Origin of the sequence: Gordonia malaquae NBRC 108250 (assembly GCF_000344135.1) — a bacterium.
GTDB lineage: Bacteria > Actinomycetota > Actinomycetes > Mycobacteriales > Mycobacteriaceae > Gordonia > Gordonia malaquae.
The window spans coordinates 1-18948 of the sequence record NZ_BAOP01000013.1 but is presented as its reverse complement, the minus strand read 5'-3'; the positions used below and the strand labels follow the sequence as shown (position 1 = coordinate 18948).

Genomic DNA, 18948 nt, shown 5'->3' with positions numbered 1-18948 from the left:
GTCAGGGCGGATGGGTCGGGGAACTACAGGATCGGGGCCGGCGCGTAGGCGACAGCGTCCGGGTAGGCGTCGAACCACGTCTGCGCGGCGGCAACGACACCCGCGACCTGGGCGTCGGCGGCACCGGTGAATGCGGACTTGTCCGCGATCAGTTCGTCGAGCTGTGCGCGATCGAGCGGGATGCGGTCGTCGGCGGCGAGGCGATCCAGGAGGTCGGGCTCGCGGCCCTCCTCGCGCATCGCGAGGGCGACGGCCACCGCGTGCTCCTTGATCGCCTCGTGGGCCGTCTCGCGTCCGACACCCGCGCGAACCGACGCCATCAACACCTTGGTCGTGGCGAGGAACGGCAGGTATCGGTCCAGTTCGTTGGCGATCACGGCCGGGTAGGCGCCGAACTCGGCGAGCACCGTCAGGAACGTCTCCATGAGGCCGTCGATGGCGAAGAACGCGTCGGGCAGCGCCACGCGGCGCACGACCGAGCAGAACACGTCTCCCTCGTTCCACTGCGCGCCCGCGAGTTCACCGGTCATCGACGCGTAGCCGCGGAGGATCACGGCGAGTCCGTTGACTCGCTCGCAGCTGCGCGTGTTCATCTTGTGCGGCATCGCCGAGCTGCCGACCTGACCGGGCTGGAAGCCCTCGGTGACGAGCTCATGACCCGCCATGAGCCGGATCGTGGTGGCGAGCGACGACGGTCCGGCGGCGACCTGAACCAGGCCCGACACGACGTCGAAGTCGAGCGACCGCGGGTACACCTGACCGACGGAGGTCAGTGCATTGGCGAAGCCGAGGTGTGCGGCGACCTTGCCTTCGAGCTCGTCGAGCTTGGCGGCGTCGCCGTCGAGCAGGTCGAGCATGTCCTGGCTGGTGCCCATCGGGCCCTTGATGCCGCGCAGCGGGTATCGGTTGATCAACTCGTCGATGCGGGTCAGCGCGATCATCAGCTCGTCGGCGGCCGACGCGAATCGCTTGCCGAGCGTGGTCGACTGCGCCGCGACGTTGTGGCTGCGGCCCGCCATGACGACGCTCGCGTACTGGGCGGCGCGCTCGGTGATGCGTGCGAGAACCGCGACGCCGCCTGCGCGGACGTGCTGCAGCGACAGCAGCACCTGAAGCTGCTCGACGTTCTCCGTGAGGTCGCGGCTCGTCATGCCCTTGTGAATGTGCTCGTGGCCTGCGAGGGCGTTGAACTCCTCGATACGCGCCTTGACGTCGTGTCGAGTGACCCGCTCGCGGTCGGCGATCGAGTCGAGGTCGATCTGGTCGACCACTCGCTCGTAATCGGCGATCGCATCGGCCGGGACGTCGATCCCCAGGTCGCGCTGCGCCTTCATCACGGCGATCCAGAGCTGACGCTCCAGGACGATCTTGTGCTGCGGCGACCAGATGCCGGCGAGATCGGCGGACGCGTAGCGGTTGGCGAGGACGTTGCTGATAGCCGGTTTACCCACGTCGGACAGTCTACGGCGGCCGTGGCCGACGACGAAAACTCGTCAAATGGTGAACAGGGTGAACGCAGTCCCATCTCGCCGGTTGCGCACTCGGACACCGACCACCGCGAGGACCGCGACAATTCCCGACACCACAGCAACGAGGGAGGCTGCGAGCGTGGAGACGTTGGGCGACGACGCGAGTGCCAGTCCGGTGGCGGTCAAACAGGTCAGCGTGGCGGCGGACGCAAGCAGCATGAGAAGACGAATTGCGATCATGGCGAGAGCCTCTCGCCTCGGCGAGGAGATCACCTGAGTATGAAATACTCAGACATGGCCAACGAGCGGAAAGTCCCAGGCCAACAGGTGGCGGCAGGGTACGTCACGAGACCTCGGCTCGATCTGATCGACTCTGAACACAACCGCATCCATCTGCGCCCCACAGTCCGCAGAGCACTGACAGCCCTCCTCCGTGCCCCTGACGGACTGACCACCGACGCACTGCTAGGTGCGACGTGGCCGCATGAGATGCCTGCACACCCGCGCCGGGCGTTGGAGACGACGTTGTCTCGACTACGCGCCGTCCTCCCGCCCGCATGCCTCCACCGTGACGACGACCGGTACCGGCTCGTGGGGCTGCCTGGCCCCGGCCATGTACCTGCTCCATTCATCGGTCGTGACCCGGATCTGCATCTGATTCGGCGCCTTCTCCGCACTCACGACGGTGTTCTCGTCACCGGTCCGGCCGGGATCGGACGCAGTCGCCTCATCGCTGAAGCAGCAGCCGCAGGCATTTTCGGCCACTCGTTGCGATCGGCCAATCACGATGTCGCGGAGATCGTCGATGCCCTCGTGTCGGCTCCGGTCGCCCCCCTTTCGCGTCGTCCTGGTCGACGACGTCCACCTCTTTCCGTCCGCTGCACTCGACCGTCTGCGCGCCGTCGCCGACGTGTCGCCCACTCGTTTTGTCATGACTGTCCCCGACGGTGTGAAGATCCCGGGCAGCGTCCACGATGCGCTGATCGACGGTTCGTGGACTCGCGTGGCGCTCGGTGCGCTCGCAGACTCGGACGCTGACGCCCTCGCCGAAGCGGTCGGTCTCCGTTCTGCAGCGGGAGAAGGCAACCCCGGGCTCATCGTCGCGACAACCGATCGGCTCATCGACGTCGTCGAACGGCGACTGCCGGATGAGGCGTCGCGTGACGTCCTGGTTGCGATCTGTGCGACGGGAGCGCTCACCTGGAGCGAGATCGACCGTCTCGGTGCGACATCGACCGTTGACCATCTCGTGGTCGCGGATCTCGTCGACGTCGATGTCGTCGGCGTGCGTCCGACCTCGGAAGCGGTCGCTGCGTCCGTCCTGTCGGACGAGATCGCTCGTCGACGTGTTCTCGTCGACCTCGTGGCCGTGGCCGACACGTCAGCCAGACGTGCACGTTGGGCACTCGCCGCCGGAGCCGCCACGACGGCGGCCGATCACAGCGCGGCAGCGGCAGAACTCCTCGCTCAGGGGGATCCCGACGGAGCCGAAGTGCATGCGGCACTCGCGTTCTCCTCAGATCCGGGTCCTTCTACAGCCATCGGTTGGCTTCCGCCCCTTCTCATGGGGTCCGCACGCTCTGCGGCGATCGCACCAAAGGTGCGCCGGATCGTCGCTTCCCTCTCCGAGTCCGGCGTGATTCGAGACCTCCCAGCAGAGGCGTTTCTGGCGACTTTGGCGTTCATGAAGGACGGCGACGCCGACCGCGCCGTCCGCGAACTGGCCTCGGCTCCGGAGCACGAGTTGGTGGTCGTTGCCCGTTGCCTACTCGGCACGTACACCGGGACGCCGAACACTGCCGAACCGCTCCGAATCGCGGAGAACGGATCCGGCCATTTCACCAGGCAGTCCGCTTGGGCGGCGTGGTTTCTCGCCGCATCGCTGACTGAATCCCCTGATCTTGACGCGGTGCTCGACCGTGTGGACTGTGGGTCCGGAGAGATCGTGCCCGCGCTGTTCGCTGCGATGCGGGCGCGCGGAGCAATCCTGCGTCGGGACTGGGCGTCGGCCCACGCACACCTCGACTCATCAGCCGAGCAGACGTCGCCGTCGGATCTTCGGATGCGAGCACTTCTGCACATGTATCGCTCGGAGATCGCGTGGTACTCCTCGGACGCGGCCCAGGCGATTCCTTCGGCGCGGCGAGCGGCCGACCTGCTGCAACGCAGCGGTCACCTCAGTGACCAACGGGTCGCGCTCCAATGGTTGGCACTGGCCTTGGCGTCCGCGGGCCGCTTCACGGACGCCCGCACCGCACTCGACGAAGCAGCCGGACTGCCACGCGCAGCCGTGATCGGCGACCATCTCGCAGTCCTCGCCGAAGCGGCGACCGCCGCGGCCACGTCCACTGCTGAGTATCTTCGACTAGTCGCTGACGCCCGTGCGATCGCGAGTTCTCACGGCGTATTCGCGGAAACGGTGGTCGGCGGGCTGGTCAGACATGTCCGGCCTAGAGCCGTCGATTCGTTGACAGCACGCGAACTCGAAATCGGACGTCTTGTGGCACGCAGGTTGACAAGCAGAGAGATCGCCGACCGTCTGAACCTGTCGCGTCGCACAGTCGAGAATCACACGGCCAACGCGTGCCGGAAGCTCGGCATCAACTCTCGGCGCGATCTTCCGAACGAACTCTGACGAGTAGACTGGCCACATGTGTTTTCCGGTCACCTGTAACCGTTGCGGCAAGATCACCTGGGACGGATGCGGTTCGCACGTCGACGAGGTCATGAGTCAGGTCGCGCCTGAGCAGCGCTGCACGTGCCCACGCTGAAGTGCGCTCCACTGAACTGACACGACGCGGCCTGCTGACGGCGGCCGTCGGCGCGGCCGCTCTCGGCGTCGCCGCGTGCACGTCACACGATCCGATCGAGGCCGACGAAGCAGTCCACGTCGGACCCGACGACGAACTGCCAGTCGAGACCTCGCCCGCCGACATCCCGACCGACCCGCCCGTGGTGACCGGCGAGTTCGCATCGGCGAAGATGGCAGGCCGGAACACCCGGTGGGCGGTTGCGCGCCCTCGAGGCGTCACCGGCGAACTCCCCGTGGTGATCGTCGCGCACGCCCTCAACACCAACGAGAAGTCGCTGTTCCGTCCGTCGATGAACATGCAGGGCGCACTCCAGAAGTACGTCGACGCGGGGAATCCGCCGTTCGCGCTCGCCGCAGCCGATGTCGGACGCAACTACTTCCATCTGCGCACCGACGGGTCGGACGGCGCAGCGATGATCATCGACGAGTTCATGCCGATGCTCGACGAGAACCCCGAACTCAACCTTCGCATCGATCGCATCGGCCTCTACGGATGGTCGATGGGCGGCTACGGTGCGCTGCGCATCGCGTCGATCCTCGGTCCACAGCGTGTCGCGTCGATCGCGGTCAGCTCACCGGCGATGTGGGCCGACCCGCTGATGTTCCCGCCGAGGGCCTTCGATTCGTTCGCCGACTACCAGGCGAACTCGTTGTTCGGGCAGCAGCACGTGTTCAAGAAGATCCCGCTGATGATCAGCATCGGATCGTCCGACCAGTTCTACACCTACACGCGACAGTGGGCGGCCGACCTGCATCCGCCTGCAGCGTTCGCGACCACACCCGGCGGCCACACCAATCGCTTCTGGCGGTCGGTGATGGACGACCAGCTCGAGTTCCTCGGTCGCGAACTCGCCCACCGAACGGACTGAACGGGCTACTTCACCGGCGGCGGGAACTGGCCGTCACGCACGATCGAGCCGTTCGACACGGATGCAGTGACCGTCGTCGGCCCGCCCTGCGGGCAGCAGAACGGATCGTCCGACCGCAGCCAGCGGTACTTCACCGTCACCGACTCCAGCGTGTCGCCTGCAATGGACGTGTACGAGTATTCGTGCGGTTCCACGGTGCCGACGAACGCACCGCCCTGGAAGAGCAGCACGCGTGAGGTGTAGGTCGCGTCGCCGAATCCGGAACCGTCCACCTTGAGCCAGTCGAGGCCGCATCCGCCGGAGAGGGGATGGTTGCTGGCGCCGTCGACCTGCCACTGCCCACCGTTCGAGTCGACTCCGAGCGATTCCATCGAGTCTTTGGCCAGGCGTGAGTTCAGGTCGAAGCAGAGCCCGTGCCCGCTGCCGTACGGCGCGGCTGGTTGTGTCGTCGTGGTGACCGCGGTGGGATTCGGCGTCGGTTCGCCGGAGGCGATCTGCGGCGCAGTGTCGACCCCCGTGGCAGTCGTCGAGATGGTGGCGGTGGGCTCGTTCACCTCAGACGACGGCGTTGCGGTGTGCGGCTGTGCAGTGTTGCACGCGGCCAGACTGCATGCCATCGCCGCGGCGGTGATCGATACGTACAGCGCTCGTCGGTTCATGACGCCTCCCCCTGGTGATCGGACGGTCTTGTCTCGATCATCGGGCGATGCCGCGCAGCCGTATCACCGGCGTCGTTCAAACAGAGGACACTACAGCGAGATGCGGCCCTCTTCGGCAGCCTTGCCGATGTCGGTGCGGAAGTGCGCGCCGTCCAACTCGACGCGGGCGAGGCGTTCGTACGCCTGCGCGCGTGCTTCGGCGAGATCCGCACCGCGACCGACGACGGACAGCACACGGCCGCCCGACGAGACAATCGTGCCGTCGACCAGCTTGGTCCCCGCGTGGAGGACGCCCTCGGTGTGGGAGCCGGAGATCGGGTCTCCGGTCCGCGGAGTGCCCGGGTAGTTGTCCGCGGCGAGCACCACCACGACGGCGCTTCCGTCGTGCCACTCCAGCGGAGGAAGGTCCGCCAGGGTTCCGTTGGCGACGGCGCCGAGCACCTCGCCGAGCGGAGTCTCGAGGAGATCGAGGACGGCTTGGGTCTCCGGATCACCGAAGCGGCAGTTGAACTCGACGACCGACGGGCCCTCCGCGCCGATGGCCAGTCCCGCGTAGAGAAGGCCGGAGAAGGGGTTTCCGCGCTTGACCATCTCCGCGGCGACAGGGCGGACCACGTCGTCGACGATGGTGTCGACCATGCCGTCAGGCAGCCACGGAAGCGGGGTGTACGCACCCATGCCCCCGGTGTTGGGGCCTTCGTCGTTGTCGCCGACCCGCTTGTGGTCCTGCGCGGGCAGGAGCGGAACAACGGTGTCGCCGTCGACCAGGCAGAACAGCGATACCTCGGGACCGTCGAGGAAGCTCTCGAGCAGCACTGGGTGACCGTTCTCGATCACGTCGACGGCGTGCGCACGCGCTGCGCCGCGGTCGGCTGTCACGACGACACCCTTGCCTGCGGCGAGACCGTCGTCCTTGACCACCCAGGTGGGACCGAAGCGGTCGAGGGCGGCGTCGACGTCGTCGACCGCGGTGACGCTCTCCGCGCGTGCGGTCGCGACGCCGGCTGCGGCCATGACGTCCTTGGCGTACGCCTTCGACCCTTCGATCTGAGCGGCTTCGGCGCTCGGTCCGAACGTCGGGAATCCCGCGGCGCGCAGCGCGTCGGCGACACCGTGGACCAGCGGCACTTCGGGGCCGATCACCACGAGGTCCGCTCCGATCTCGCGCGCCAGGGCGACGACGGCGTCGCCGGAGTTCGCGTCGACCGCATGGTTGGTCGCGACGGACGCGGTTCCGGCGTTGCCGGGAGCAGCGTGAAGTTCCGTCACCGACGGGTCGCGGTCGAGTCCGAGGAGGAGGGCGTGTTCGCGGCCGCCCGAGCCGATCACCAGTGCGCGCACGCGTATCAGCGTAGCGAGGACGTCACGCGCCTGCCGGAGCGACCTTGCTGTTGAACTCGATCACAAGCACCGGGAGCACGGGGGCGAGGGCTCCGACGACCACGCCTGCGATCAGCGGACCACCTGCGGCGAGGAGGAGAACGGCAGCCCCGATGGGCAGCATCGCTCCGATCAGCATCCACAGGGCGAGACGCGACGGACCGGTCAGGTAGAAGTGCAGACCGATGGCGACGACTGCAAAGATCAGCATCGGGATCGCCGACGTGAGCAGAACAGCCAGCTCGGAGATGTGGGCCTCGCCCTCGATCCACAGTGCGATCACGTGCATCCCTGCTCCGACAGCGGCACATCCCATGAACATCGGGATGCTTCCGTACCCCCACAGGAAGCATCGTTCACGCTTCTCGGCGAGAGCCTCACCGTTGGGCATGATCGTGTAGAGCCACCACATCGCGAAAGTGACGCTGAGCGCGGTGACACCCAGCACCGCTGCCTGGGTGCTCCAGCCGGTACGCGAGATCTGGGCTTGCAGGACGGCGACGGTCCCGACCACGCCCTCGCCGAGCGTGATCACGACGAGCGTCGCATAGCGCTCGGTGATGTGGAACGGGTTCCACGGCGTCCGTTTGACGAGCACCTCGGCAACGAACGGGCCGAGGAACTCGATGAAGGCGCAGACTGCGACCGCGATGAGCGTCACCGTCAGGTTCATCGGGGCCAGTGCGACGAACGTCCACCCGATCTGCGCGACGACGCATGCGGCGGCATAGGTGAGGCAGGTGCGCCGGTAGTCCCGGGCCTGCAGTGCGGCACGCACCCACTGCGGTACCAGTCCGATCCGCATCACCATGTAGCCGAAGACGATGATCTTCATGTCGATGTGTTCGTCGGCGTCGATCGACGAGAACACTGCCGGGATTCCGGTCGCCATGATCGAGACACCGATCATCTGGACGAACACGGACAGTCGGAACCACGGATCGTCCGTGTCGAAGGCCGACGCGAACCATGCGAAGTTGATCCACGCCCAGACGGCTCCGAACGTGACGATCAAGTAGCCGACGACAGCCGTGAAGAACTTGCCTTCGGCGAGGTACTCCGCCAATTGCACACCGGCGACCGCGAAAAGGACGACGAAGATCAGGTCGTAGAAGACTTCGAGCCCGCTTCCCGCGCGCTCCCCTTCGTCCGCATCGCGGCCGGTCATCCACTGCAACTCTGTTCTCACTGGCACGGGCCAACTCTAGACACGAACGCGCCCGCCGTCTGGACGACGGCGGGCGTGTCTGCGAGTGCGGTCAGCGCGGCGAGGTCAGGTCGTACAGGGTCACCCCGTCGACCGTGGTCGACGTGAAGGTGGCGGTGACCCACTCCTTGATCTGCGCCGATGCGCCCGACGAATCGCCGCCCATCATGCCTCGCCCGCTGTTGACGAAGTAGTGGATTCGGCCGTCGGCGACGTACTGCTTGAACTGCTCCAACGTGGGCGACGGGTCGGTTCCGTTGAATCCGCCGATCGGCATCACCGAGTACCCGGACGCGATCTGGTAGCCGGACGCCTCATTGGAACCGATGGCCGCGGCGACCCAGGTGTACTCGGACGCGTTGTCTCGAAGCAGTGCGATCATCTCGTCACTCGGAGTGGAACCGTTCAGCAGTCCTCCCGGTCCGCCTGCCATGCCATCTGCGCCGTTCATTCCGGGGAAGCCGCCGTTCATGCCTGGGAATCCAGCTTGTCGGCTGCCGGGGCTCATTCCCGGCGGCATCATTCCACCGGGGCCGCCCGGGCCGCCGCGGTGCCGACCACCGGGCCCGAACATTCCGCCCTCCGTCCGCGGTCCGGCCGTGATGATGGATCCCTGCTTGCCCGTGTTGACGGTGTCGATCGTGTACGCGGCGGGACCGGCGAGCGCAGCGATGATCGCGCCTGCCGCGGCGACTGCGGCCGTCCGATTCCGCCAGCCAGCGCCGGGTGCCACGAGCAGTGCGACGCCTGAAGCCACTCCGACGATCAGGACCAGCCAACGCAGCCACGGCACGAAGTCGGGTGTACGAGCCAGCAACGCGAAGCCCCATCCCGCCGTTGTCCACACCGCACCGGCGAGGACCAGCCTCACCCACAGTCGGTGACGCGCGGGCCAGACGATCGCCGCCGATCCGGCGATCACCGCCGCGATCGCCGGTGCCATCGCCGCCGTGTAGTAGCTGTGGAAGATGCCCGCCATGAAGCTGAACGTCAACGTCATGACGGCGAGCCAGCCGCCGAACAGCAGCAGGTACGCGCGCCGACGGTCGGTGCGCGGCGCACGACCGATGAGGACGAGCGCCGCCGTCCCGAGAACGATCGCCGCCGGAATGAGCCAGGCGATCTGGCCGCCCTGTTCGGCGTCGAACATCCGCGTGATGCCGGTCTGGCCCCACATGCCGCCACCGGCGCCCGGACCTCCGCCGGGGCCCTGCAGGCCGGCCATCTCCGCGAACTGGCTGCGCCGACCACCGCCGCCGACGCTGCCCTCCTCATTGCCGTTCAGTCTGCCGAAGCCGTTGTAGCCGAGGGTCAGCTCGAGAATCGAATTGTTCTGCGACCCGCCGATGTACGGACGGCTGGACGCGGGCCACAGTTCGACGGTGAGGATCCACCAACCCGCACTGACGATCAACGCCCCCAGAGCGGCGAACAGGTGGCCGACACGTCGCACCCACCCACCGGAACCGGCGACGAAGTACACGATCACCATCGGCGGAACGATCAGCATCACCTCGAGTTGCTTGGTGAGGAAGCCGAAGCCGACTGCCGCGCCCGCCGCGATCATCCACCGCAGCCTGCCCGTGTCGACAGCCTTGAGCAGTGCGCCCATCGCCGCGATCATCAGCAGGATGAGCAGCGCTTCGGGGTTGTCGAATCGGAACATCAGTGCGGCGACCGGAGTCAGCGCCAGGACCGTTCCAGCCCCGATCCCTGCCCAGTGACCGAATCGGCTGCGCGTGATGACGTACAGCAGAGCCACGGAGGCGACGCCCATCAGCACCTCGGGGACCAGCACCGACCACGAGTTGAGGCCGAACACCCGCACGAACAGCGCAGGGATCCACAGGGAGGCGGGCGGTTTGTCGACGGTGATCGAGTTCGCCATGTCGGACGACCCGAAGAACCAGGCCTTCCACGATTGTGAACCCGCCTGGATGGCCGCGGTGTAGAACGAATTGCCCCATCCGTTTGCGGACAGATTCCAGAGGTAGAGGACAGTGGTCGCGACGAGCAACGCCCCCAGCGACCAGATCGTCGTGCGCCGGGACGGCTGCGGACCGTCGACGGGCTGATGGGCCGAACGGTCGAGGGTCGCGGGCGGTTCCCCGCTGCCGTCCACCCCGTTTCGATCCGCGCTGTCAACGATGTCGATGGCGGTCATGCGGTTGCTCCTTCCGAGCGGGTGCTCCGTGAGGAGAAGAGCCGGCGCAGTCCGACGAACCGGGTGGCGGTCGCCACCAGGTTGGCTGCCACCAGGACGGCGAGCTCGGCGACTCGACCCACGTCAGGAGCGAAGCTGTGCAGGGTCGCGAGCGAACCTGCGGTGACGAGCCAGCCGAACATGAACACCGCGAGGCCCGTCAGGTGGTCACGCATCGCACGTTCGGTGCCTCGGACGCCGAATGTGAACCGCCTGTTGACCGCAGTGTTGGCGATCGCGGTGATGCCAAGCGCAAGGAAGTTCGCGGCCTGTGCTCCGGTGACAGAGTGCAGCATCAAGTACAGGAGTGCGTACGCGACGGTCGATGTGACGCCGACCGCGCAGAACCGGACGAGCTGACCGACCATGCCGACCGGCACTCCGTCGACGGCGGGGCCAGGCCTGCGATCTCGTCCGAGCGTCGCCCGCAGTTCCGCGATCGGGAGGCGGCCCCGCGCGAGTGCCCATCCCACCCTCGTGCATCCGCGCAGGTCGGCGACCGCGGTGGACACGATGTCGACCGAGCTGTTCGGGTCGTCGGTCCAGTCCACGGGGACTTCGGCGATCCGGAGTCCGACCCGTTCGGCGAGTACGAGGAGTTCGGTGTCGAAGAACCATCCGGTGTCCTCGACGTAGGGCAGCAGGCGCCGTGCGATATCGGTGCGCATCGCTTTGAATCCGCATTGCGCATCCGAGAACCGCGCGTGCATCGTGGTGCGCAACAGCAGGTTGTACGAACGGGAGATCATTTCGCGTTTCGGGCCGCGGACCACGCGCGACGACCGCGACAGCCGGGTCCCGATCGCGATGTCGGAGTGACCGGAGATCAGCGGCGCGATCAGCGGCATCAACGCGTTGAGGTCGGTCGAGAGGTCGACGTCGCAGTAGGCGACGATCTCCGCGTCACTGTCTCGCCATACTCGATTGAGTGCTCCGCCGCGTCCCTTCCTCGACAAATGCACCACCCGAACGTCGTCGAACTGCGCGGCGAGCTCCTTGGCCACCTGCAGTGTCGTGTCGGTGCTCGCGTTGTCGGCGATTGTGATTCGGGCGGGGTACGGGACTGCCTGATGCAGGTGATCGCGAAGGGCGAGAACGGCTGCGTCCAGGTCGTCTTCTTCATTGAACACCGGGATCACGATGTCCAGGACTGGTGGCGGGGGCGCCCCGGCGGCCGCGCCGGAGCGCGCCGCTGGGTCGGGGTCGAGTGTTGTCGTCATGGGAGCAAGACTCGCTCCCCCACCTCCCGCCCCACTGCGATCGACCTGTCAGATCCCTGTGGGCGTCACTGACTGCTGGTGGACACCGGCGTGACCCGATAGACGACTCTGTCGGCGACGTCGCCGGGCGGTCCGTCCATCGGTAGGCCGTAACGTTCGGCGAGAGCGGCGAACACGATTCCGTCGGAGTCGTCGTCGATCCGTTCGACCACACCGCGGACTTCGAGGTAGCGGTACGGCTGGTCGGGATCGTTCACTGAGATCGCGACTTCGGGGTGGGACGTCACGTTCTTGTACTTCTGGCGGGTCGTCGTGTTCGTGAAGAGCAGGTGCTCACCGTCCCAGGAGAACCACATCGGGTTCACCTGCGGGCGGCCGTCCGGCCGGATCGTTGCGAGATGGGCGTACAGCGGCCGTTCGAGCAGGTCGCGGTGACTGTCCGGGATCACGGTCATGTCGGTCACTCCCGACCCGATGAGATCCACGCGGGATCGGCCACGATGTTGCGTGTCCCGTGGATGAGCGATGACACGTCGTCGAGTGCGGTCATCGCGTCATCGTCGAGGACCAGGTCGACGGCGGCCGCGTTCTCGGCGATCCGCGACGGCGACCGGGTCCCCGGGATAGGGACCGTCGGCAGACCGGCCCGGCGTCCCGATTCGTACAGCCAGGCAAGCGCCACCTGTGCGTTCGTCGCGTCGAGCCGCCGGGCCACGTCTGCGACGACGGCGAGGGCTCGCTGGTTCGCGTCCCAGTTGTCGTCGCCGAAACGTGCGGTGGATCCGCGCATGTCGGACGCCACCTGATCGCGGGTGAGCGTCCCGGTGAGGAAACCACGCCCCAGCGGCGAGTACGGAACGAATCCGACGCCCGACTCCACGCACGCCGGGATCACGTTCGCTTCGACGTCACGCGACCACAGGCTCCACTCGCTCTGCACGGCGGCGATCGGGTGGACCGCTTGTGCTGCGCGCAGTTCTGCGGCGGTGACCTCCGACAGTCCGAGGTGGCGGACCTTGCCTGCGGCGACGGCCTCCGCCATCGCAGCGACGGTCTCCTCGATCGGCACGTCGGGATCGCGGCGGTGCAGGTACCAGAGGTCGATGACGTCGGTGTCGAGACGAGTCAGCGACTTCTCGAGAGCTTCCCGCACATATGCGGCGTCACCGCGTGTCGGCTTGGCGCTCTCCTGACCTGCCAGCGGCACCTTGCCGGTGATCCCGAACTTGGTCGCGAGAGTCACGTCGTCGCGTCGGTCTGCCAGAAGCCGCGCGACGAGGCGTTCGTTTGCGCCCGATGGGCCGTCGACCCCGGGCTGCGGCTGTCCGTACACGTCAGCGGTGTCGATGAACGTGACGCCTGCATCGACCGCGCTGTTCAGAACGCCGAGCGCCGCGTCGTCGTCGGTGCCGCCGTACACGTGTGTGAGCGCCATGCCGCCGAATCCGAGGGCCGAGGTCTGAAGGGAGTCGCCGAGAACTGTGGTGTGCATAGATCCTCCTGGTGAGGTTGTCGTTATGAGGTCGTCCGCGCTGTCAGTCGCCGAGCAGGCGTTGTTGTTCGATGACGGCAGGATCGTTGATGGGCTGCTCACTGCAGTCCAGACCTGCATCGATGAGGCGCCGGTAGTGCGCGATCTTGTCGTCGACGGATTCGAGGTCGTCGATCAGCTCTCGGATGCGTGACTCGATCTCCTCGCGGTGATCCTCGAGGAGTCGCATCCGTCTGCCGTGCGTCCGGGCGCCTTGATCGACCATCGTGACGAAATCCCGCATGTGCGCCACCGACATCCCCGTTCGACGCAGCCGCACCAGCAGGTCGATCATGCGGATGGTCGTGTCGTCGTACCTTCGGACGCCTGCCGACGAGCGCGGGACCGCGGGGATCAGTCCCTCGGCTTCGTACCAGCGCAGCGTGTCCCGGGAGAGTCCGGTGCGGGCGGACACATCGGCGATGCTCATGTCTTCAGGCATGACACCAACGGTAGAACCTGGAGTGCACTCCAGGGCAAGAGCTTTCAGCCCCGAGGGCGGGAACCTTCACTGGACCGCAGAAAGTCCCCGCTCACCGTCAGCGCCGGTGCGGAACTGTCACCGCCGACCACAAGGGTCGCGAAAGCGAGGTCGCCGACGATGCCTGCGAACCAGCCGTGGGCATGCTTGTTGTCGCCGTACTCGGCGGTGCCCGTCTTTCCGCCGAGGCCGCTGATGTCGCGGAGGCTGCCCGCGGTTCCCGACGTGACGGCCTCACGCATCGCCGACCGGATGGCGGTGGCGACCGGGGACCCGATCGCCGACGGGTCGCTGTCGGCAGTCGTCGCCATGCCCTGGATCAGGACCGGAGTCACTGTCTTCCGGGCGGCGAGGGATGCCTCAACGAGTGCCATACCGAACGGCGACGCCGTCACCCGTCCCTGTCCGATTCCGCTCTCGACCTTGTGTGCATCGGAGTCTGCGGACGGGACCTTTCCTGTGATCGTTGTCAGTCCGGGCACCGAATAGTCGACGCCGAGACCGAATGTGCGCGCCGTGTCGGTGAGCGCGTCATCGTCGAGCTTGGTGGACAGCCCTGCCATCGTGGTGTTGCACGACTGGGCGAACGCGGTGTGCAACGGCACCACACCGAGGTCGAACTCGTCCTCGTTGGGGATGGTCCGATCCCCGAACCGCTGCTTCCCCGGGCACGGCAGGCGGCTGTCGATGGTGGCGACTCCGGATTTCAGGGCCGCTGCGGTCGTCACTGTCTTGAACGTCGAGCCGGGCGCGTAGAGACCGGTGAGGGCGATCGGGCCCTGCCGGTCTGCGGCGTCGTTCTGTGCTACGGCCAGGATTCCGCCGGTCGACGGTCGGATCGCGACGAGCATCGTCGGACGCTTCTCCTTCGCCACTGCGGCGTTCGCGGCCTGCTGCAGTGCGACGTCCATCCAGGTGCGGACCGGATCGGGAGTGGTGCCCTCGAAACGTTGAACACGTGTGACGGCCTCTCCCGCAGCGTCGACGACGTTCACGTCTGCGCCGGCAGCAGCGTCGATCACTTCGCGCCAGCGGTCCTCGAGCCCCGCTGTCGCAGGCGACTTCACATTCTTCGAAGCCGTGATCAACCGTCCTTCCCGACGGACGGAGACACCACCGATCCGGGTCAGATCGCCCACTGCTGCGGCATCGTCCGGCCGCAGTGCGACGACGGTCTGCGGCCGGATCTTGCCTGCGAGATCCTTGCGGATCGACACTGCCGTCACATCGGGCGCCACCCTGTTCAACCGCTGCGCGAGTCTGGCGGCCGAGTCGGCTCGTGCAGGGTCGAGCGACACGACGGACACCTCCTGCCACGTGAGCAGTGGACGCCCCTGCCGGTCCGTGACCTGTGTGTCATACGCCTTGAGCTCGCTGTAGAGAAGCCTGCCGCCCTCGGGTGCGTTCGGATGAATGATCGTCGGCGCCCACGTCACGCGGTCGCCAGACGTTTCAACACGCGCCGTGTACGTCGCGGTCCGATCGCGTGGAAGGCTCCACGTCCACGTGAGTTCGGTCCCGTCGTCGTTCGCCGCCACGTTCACGGTCGCGTCGCCCATACCGTCGAACGTGTCGGTGAACGTCTTCCGCGCGTCGTCGGGGGCGGACGTCAGATCGGCAGACGCGTCCGGATCATGCCTGGTCAGCGCGTTTGCCAGCTTCTGGGCGGGCGACTCGTCAGCCCCGCAGGCGACGACGAACCCCGCGCCCATCACCAAGGAGAGAAGGGCCGCGGCCGGAGCACGCATCGTTCGAACGGATGACAGTTCCATGATTTCGACAGTATCCGGACCGCGCGTGCGACTGGCTGTGCACAACCTGTTCGACCATGTCGGACTGCGCCGATAGGTTGGTGGCATGTCATCCACGACGGTTCTCACCGACGCTCAGCGGCTCGTCGCCGATCGTGTCATCACCTCACTCGCAGGCCCCGACGCCGCACTCCGCGCCGATCAGGAGACTGCCGTCGCGACGCTGTCGACTCCCGGCTCACGCGCTCTGGTCGTCCAGGCGACAGGTTGGGGCAAGTCCGCGGTCTACTGGGCTGCGACCGCAGTCATCCGGGCGGCGGGAGGAGGGCCGACGCTCATCGTGTCGCCGTTGTTGTCGTTGATGCGCGACCAGGTCGCCGCGGCCGGACGGGCGGGGCTCGCCGCCGCCACCGTGAACTCGGCGAACATCGACGAGTGGGCTGCAGTCGAAGGCGATCTGCTCTCGGGCCGGTTGGACGTGCTGCTGGTGTCGCCCGAGCGTCTCGCCAATCCGGGATTCGGCGCCAGGGTCCTCAGCGCTCTCGCGGGGAAGCTCGGTCTTGTCGTGATCGATGAGGCCCACGCGATCTCCGACTGGGGGCACGACTTCCGGCCCGATTATCGCCGGGTGTCCGATGTCCTCCAGAACCTGAACCCGCAGACTTCGGTGCTCGCCACCACGGCGACCGCCAACGAGCGGGTCACGGACGACGTCGCCGCCCAACTCGGCGAGGCGACCTTGGTTCTTCGCGGACCGCTTGCCCGAAAGTCGTTGCACCTGAACGTTGTCGATGGACTGTCTCCGATTCAGAGGTACGGCTGGGTGACCCAGGAGATGCCGTTCCTTCCGGGCTCCGGCATCGTCTACGTCCTCACCGTCGCCGACGCGGACCGTCTCGTGACGGCTATCCGCTCGGTGTGGGGCGACGAGTACCCGGTCGCCGCCTACACGGGTCAATTGCCCGCCAACGAACGTCACGGTCTCGAGGACGCACTCCTGAGCAATAAGGTCAAGGCGCTCGTCGCGACGTCAGCCCTCGGCATGGGCTTCGACAAGCCCGACCTCGGTTTTGTCGTTCACGTCGGAGCTCCGCCGTCGCCGGTCTCCTACTATCAGCAGGTCGGTCGTGCCGGCCGAGCGCTCGACGAGGCCGTCGTCGTGCTCCTGGCGTCAGCCCTCGACGACGCGATCTGGGAGCATTTCGCCACTGCCACGATCCCCGACCCGAAGCGGATGTCCCGTCTGCTGGACGCGATGAACGATGCGGGAGGGCCGCTCAGTGTGATCAGCCTCGAATCGGAGACGGGGATCAGGCGCGGCAAGGTCGAGTTGATGCTCAAGCAGTTGGCCGTGGACGGAGTTGTGGAGCGCACGGCCGAGGGATGGCTCGCTACCGGAAAACCCTGGACGTACGACGCCGCACATTACGGCGGAGTCCTCGAGGTCCGGCGGCGCGAGGCGGACATCATGCGGGCATTCGTGCGCGGTGAGAAGTGTCTGATGAGACTGCTCACCGAATCGTTGGACGACCCGGCGGCCGCGGATTGCGGTCGGTGCTCAGTGTGCCGAGGCGAACTGACTCCCGGACTCAACGCCCGGCCGAATGTCGAGACGGTCGCGACCATCTCGGCAGTGCTGAGGACAGATGCTCAGGCGTACGCACCGCGCAAGATGTGGCCTCCCAAGGGGACGTTCTCTCGTGGTGGACGGATCTCCGCGGAACTCGCCGCCGAACCCGGTCGGGTACTGGCGTTTGCGGACGCTCCCCAGTGGGGCGACGTCTTGACCGGGGCCAAGCGTGGGGACACAGCGGCACGCGAGCGACTCGCCGAGTCGGCTGTCGCTGTTCTCGGCGACTGGGGACGCCGTGGAGGGATGCGCCCGGATTCGATCGTCTCGCTCGACTTGCAGGGCGGAACCATCGCGGCCGATCTGGCCGAGCGTCTCCGCACAGTTGGACGCCGTCCCGGTTCGCAGTTCGGTGTCGTGCCCGGGCCCATTCCGGGGAGGGAGGCGACAAGCGGTGTGGAGGCTACCTACTGGAGTGATCACCTCGGCCCGACTCCGTCGGACGTCGCGGGCCGATCCGTACTCCTCGTGGTCGACGAGACCACGACAGGGTGGGCGGTGACTCTGGCCGCTGCAGCTCTGCGGGACGTCGGAGCGTCAGCGGTTCTTCCCCTCGTGATCCATCAGACCGTCTGACTCGCCGGCGCGTGACTCCTGGCCGGAGCCGGTCAGGACAGGTAGTGCTGGACGAAGGTGATCCAGCCGCCACGCCACACCGGGATCCGAGCCATTCCGAACAGCGCGTGCTGAACACCCCAGCCGAGCAGGTAGACGATCACGAAGCCGACGGGCGGTTCCCGTCGCTCCTCGTCGCGTCCCAGCGCCAGGAACGCCGTTGCGATGGCCGCCATGTGAATCCAGCGTCCATAGTCTGCAGCTATGAGGAACAGCGGGAAGACGGCGGCCATCTGCAGCGGCCACAACCATCGTCGTTCGCAGAATCGACCGAGCCAGCAGACAGGTAGCAGCGCAAGCGCGGCCAGTGGAATGAAGTAGGCGTTCTGGGGCCAGAATCCGATCGTGTAGTCGAACCCGTACTGCATGGTGTACTCGAGCCAGCGAACCGACCCATTGCAGAGTTGTGGTTGATATCCGCGGGCGATGAGGTCGTCGCAGATCGCTGTCGCGGCGCGAGCGCCGCCGGGCGCCAGCATGCTGGCGCCGACGATGGCTGCCGATGTCAGGACGATTCCTCCTGCTGCGGTCCACCATTGTCGTCGGACATCCGACAGAGCTCGCCAGCAGAGGGTGAGGAGTGTCGGCAGCAGGACGACTGTCGCTTCCCACGACAGAAGCGATACTGCCCAGACGATCGTCGATGCCGCCACCAGAGCGATCCTCGCGCGTGCAGTTCTGTCGGCCGCCATGCTCATGAGTGCGAGCGCGAGGAAAGCGATGATCTCCTTGCGGAGTCCACCCGCCGGGTCCCATCCGGCGAACGGGACTGCCGCTGGCCCGCACCAGAGGAGGATCGACGTCGTCGACCACTCGTCGCGCCGTAGTCGGTAGATCACAAAGACTACGAACAGCGACCACAAGACCATCTGGAGTACCGCTGTCGCAACGAGCAGGTCGTCTGGATAGGCGATGCGTAGAAGTTCACCGGTGAATCCGCGCCGGACGAATCCGCCGGCGTAATTGATCAGCCAGTCACCGGTCTGGTGATCGTTTCCGCCTGCTCTGATCACGGCGGCGTACTTGCTGAACGCAATGAACGTCGAGAAGCCGAGGACGGTGAGTGCGAGTACAGGGCGCCACGTGCGTTCGATCGCTGTGCGTGCACTCGTCATGGGGGT

17 protein-coding genes are annotated in these 18948 nt (G+C 66.7%); 4 read left to right on the top strand and 13 right to left on the bottom strand.

Features of this window, described 5'->3' with window-relative positions:
- Positions 1-23 precede the first annotated feature (23 nt).
- The 3 genes from purB to GM1_RS22285 all read right to left on the bottom strand — a co-directional run bounded on the left by purB (position 24) and on the right by GM1_RS22285 (position 2402).
- Positions 24-1451 (bottom strand): adenylosuccinate lyase, encoded by a 1428-nt coding sequence (gene purB / locus GM1_RS10125; RefSeq protein WP_008378508.1) that lies wholly within the window; start codon positions 1449-1451, stop codon positions 24-26.
- Between the two features lie 42 nt (positions 1452-1493).
- Positions 1494-1709 carry a hypothetical protein gene (locus GM1_RS10120; RefSeq protein ID WP_008378507.1) on the bottom strand — a complete coding sequence of 72 codons (216 nt, stop codon included), beginning with the start codon at positions 1707-1709 and terminating at the stop codon, positions 1494-1496.
- 294 nt (positions 1710-2003) lie between these two features.
- Positions 2004-2402 (bottom strand): hypothetical protein, encoded by a 399-nt coding sequence (locus GM1_RS22285; protein ID WP_157435933.1) that lies wholly within the window; start codon positions 2400-2402, stop codon positions 2004-2006.
- Between GM1_RS22285 and GM1_RS10110 the strand changes: the two genes are divergently transcribed.
- Genes GM1_RS10110 through GM1_RS10105 form a run of 3 tightly spaced genes read left to right on the top strand, consistent with a single transcriptional unit; the run spans position 2401 to position 5150 of the window.
- Positions 2401-4104 carry a helix-turn-helix transcriptional regulator gene (locus tag GM1_RS10110; RefSeq protein ID WP_157435931.1) on the top strand — a complete coding sequence of 568 codons (1704 nt, stop codon included), beginning with the start codon at positions 2401-2403 and terminating at the stop codon, positions 4102-4104. The two genes, GM1_RS22285 and GM1_RS10110, sit on opposite strands and share 2 nt — an antisense overlap.
- A 16-nt stretch (positions 4105-4120) precedes the next feature.
- On the top strand, positions 4121-4240 hold the full coding sequence (locus GM1_RS23360) for a DUF8730 family Cys-rich protein (RefSeq protein WP_502907666.1): 120 nt from the start codon (positions 4121-4123) through the stop codon (positions 4238-4240).
- Position 4241: 1 nt separating this feature from the next.
- A complete protein-coding gene (locus GM1_RS10105; protein WP_008378500.1) occupies positions 4242-5150 on the top strand; it encodes an alpha/beta hydrolase-fold protein in 909 nt (302 codons plus the stop codon).
- Between the two features lie 5 nt (positions 5151-5155).
- On the opposite strand, the gene GM1_RS10100 is transcribed toward GM1_RS10105, so the two are convergent.
- The 9 genes from GM1_RS10100 to GM1_RS10060 form a co-directional block, all read right to left on the bottom strand.
- The gene (locus GM1_RS10100; RefSeq protein ID WP_008378498.1) at positions 5156-5809 is read right to left on the bottom strand and encodes an LppP/LprE family lipoprotein; all 654 of its coding nucleotides are present in this window, start codon (positions 5807-5809) and stop codon (positions 5156-5158) included.
- Between the two features lie 90 nt (positions 5810-5899).
- Positions 5900-7150, bottom strand: coding sequence for a phosphoribosylamine--glycine ligase (gene purD / locus GM1_RS10095; RefSeq protein WP_008378497.1), 1251 nt, complete (start codon positions 7148-7150; stop codon positions 5900-5902).
- A gap of 22 nt (positions 7151-7172) precedes the next feature.
- Complete coding sequence (locus tag GM1_RS10090; protein ID WP_223291313.1) at positions 7173-8384, bottom strand: low temperature requirement protein A; 1212 nt, start codon at positions 8382-8384, stop codon at positions 7173-7175.
- A gap of 64 nt (positions 8385-8448) precedes the next feature.
- Positions 8449-10560, bottom strand: coding sequence for an ArnT family glycosyltransferase (locus GM1_RS10085; RefSeq protein WP_008378495.1), 2112 nt, complete (start codon positions 10558-10560; stop codon positions 8449-8451).
- A complete protein-coding gene (locus tag GM1_RS10080; protein ID WP_008378494.1) occupies positions 10557-11819 on the bottom strand; it encodes a bifunctional glycosyltransferase family 2/GtrA family protein in 1263 nt (420 codons plus the stop codon). Before GM1_RS10080 ends, GM1_RS10085 begins: the two co-directional genes overlap by 4 nt.
- 65 nt (positions 11820-11884) lie before the next feature.
- Entirely contained in the window at positions 11885-12274 is a 390-nt protein-coding gene (locus tag GM1_RS10075) for a PPOX class F420-dependent oxidoreductase (RefSeq protein WP_008378491.1), read from the bottom strand.
- A gap of 5 nt (positions 12275-12279) precedes the next feature.
- Positions 12280-13311, bottom strand: a complete 1032-nt coding sequence (locus tag GM1_RS10070) for an aldo/keto reductase (protein ID WP_008378488.1) — start codon at positions 13309-13311, stop codon at positions 12280-12282.
- A 43-nt stretch (positions 13312-13354) separates the two neighbouring features.
- A complete protein-coding gene (locus tag GM1_RS10065; RefSeq protein WP_008378487.1) occupies positions 13355-13792 on the bottom strand; it encodes a MerR family transcriptional regulator in 438 nt (145 codons plus the stop codon).
- Between the two features lie 44 nt (positions 13793-13836).
- Positions 13837-15603, bottom strand: coding sequence for a penicillin-binding transpeptidase domain-containing protein (locus GM1_RS10060; protein ID WP_008378486.1), 1767 nt, complete (start codon positions 15601-15603; stop codon positions 13837-13839).
- An 85-nt stretch (positions 15604-15688) separates the two neighbouring features.
- On the opposite strand from GM1_RS10060, the gene GM1_RS10055 reads away from it, so the two are divergent.
- Positions 15689-17788 (top strand): DEAD/DEAH box helicase, encoded by a 2100-nt coding sequence (locus GM1_RS10055; protein WP_008378485.1) that lies wholly within the window; start codon positions 15689-15691, stop codon positions 17786-17788.
- Positions 17789-17820: 32 nt separating this feature from the next.
- On the opposite strand, the gene GM1_RS10050 is transcribed toward GM1_RS10055, so the two are convergent.
- The coding region (locus tag GM1_RS10050) for a hypothetical protein (RefSeq protein WP_008378482.1) at positions 17821-18948 on the bottom strand (1128 nt) is incomplete at its 5' end.

What these genes read in the sequence shown, in the direction of transcription:
- GM1_RS10120 (WP_008378507.1), bottom strand. Translation starts at nt 1,709, where the DNA reads ATGATCGCAATTCGTCTTCTCATGCTGCTTGCGTCCGCCGCCACGCTG.
- GM1_RS10110 (WP_157435931.1), top strand. Translation starts at nt 2,401, where the DNA reads ATGACTGTCCCCGACGGTGTGAAGATCCCGGGCAGCGTCCACGATGCG.
- GM1_RS22285 (WP_157435933.1), bottom strand. Translation starts at nt 2,402, where the DNA reads ATGACAAAACGAGTGGGCGACACGTCGGCGACGGCGCGCAGACGGTCG.
- GM1_RS23360 (WP_502907666.1), top strand. Translation starts at nt 4,121, where the DNA reads ATGTGTTTTCCGGTCACCTGTAACCGTTGCGGCAAGATCACCTGGGAC.
- GM1_RS10100 (WP_008378498.1), bottom strand. Translation starts at nt 5,809, where the DNA reads ATGAACCGACGAGCGCTGTACGTATCGATCACCGCCGCGGCGATGGCA.
- GM1_RS10085 (WP_008378495.1), bottom strand. Translation starts at nt 10,560, where the DNA reads ATGACCGCCATCGACATCGTTGACAGCGCGGATCGAAACGGGGTGGAC.
- GM1_RS10080 (WP_008378494.1), bottom strand. Translation starts at nt 11,819, where the DNA reads ATGACGACAACACTCGACCCCGACCCAGCGGCGCGCTCCGGCGCGGCC.
- GM1_RS10075 (WP_008378491.1), bottom strand. Translation starts at nt 12,274, where the DNA reads ATGACCGTGATCCCGGACAGTCACCGCGACCTGCTCGAACGGCCGCTG.
- GM1_RS10070 (WP_008378488.1), bottom strand. Translation starts at nt 13,311, where the DNA reads ATGCACACCACAGTTCTCGGCGACTCCCTTCAGACCTCGGCCCTCGGA.
- GM1_RS10065 (WP_008378487.1), bottom strand. Translation starts at nt 13,792, where the DNA reads ATGCCTGAAGACATGAGCATCGCCGATGTGTCCGCCCGCACCGGACTC.
- GM1_RS10060 (WP_008378486.1), bottom strand. Translation starts at nt 15,603, where the DNA reads ATGGAACTGTCATCCGTTCGAACGATGCGTGCTCCGGCCGCGGCCCTT.
- GM1_RS10055 (WP_008378485.1), top strand. Translation starts at nt 15,689, where the DNA reads ATGTCATCCACGACGGTTCTCACCGACGCTCAGCGGCTCGTCGCCGAT.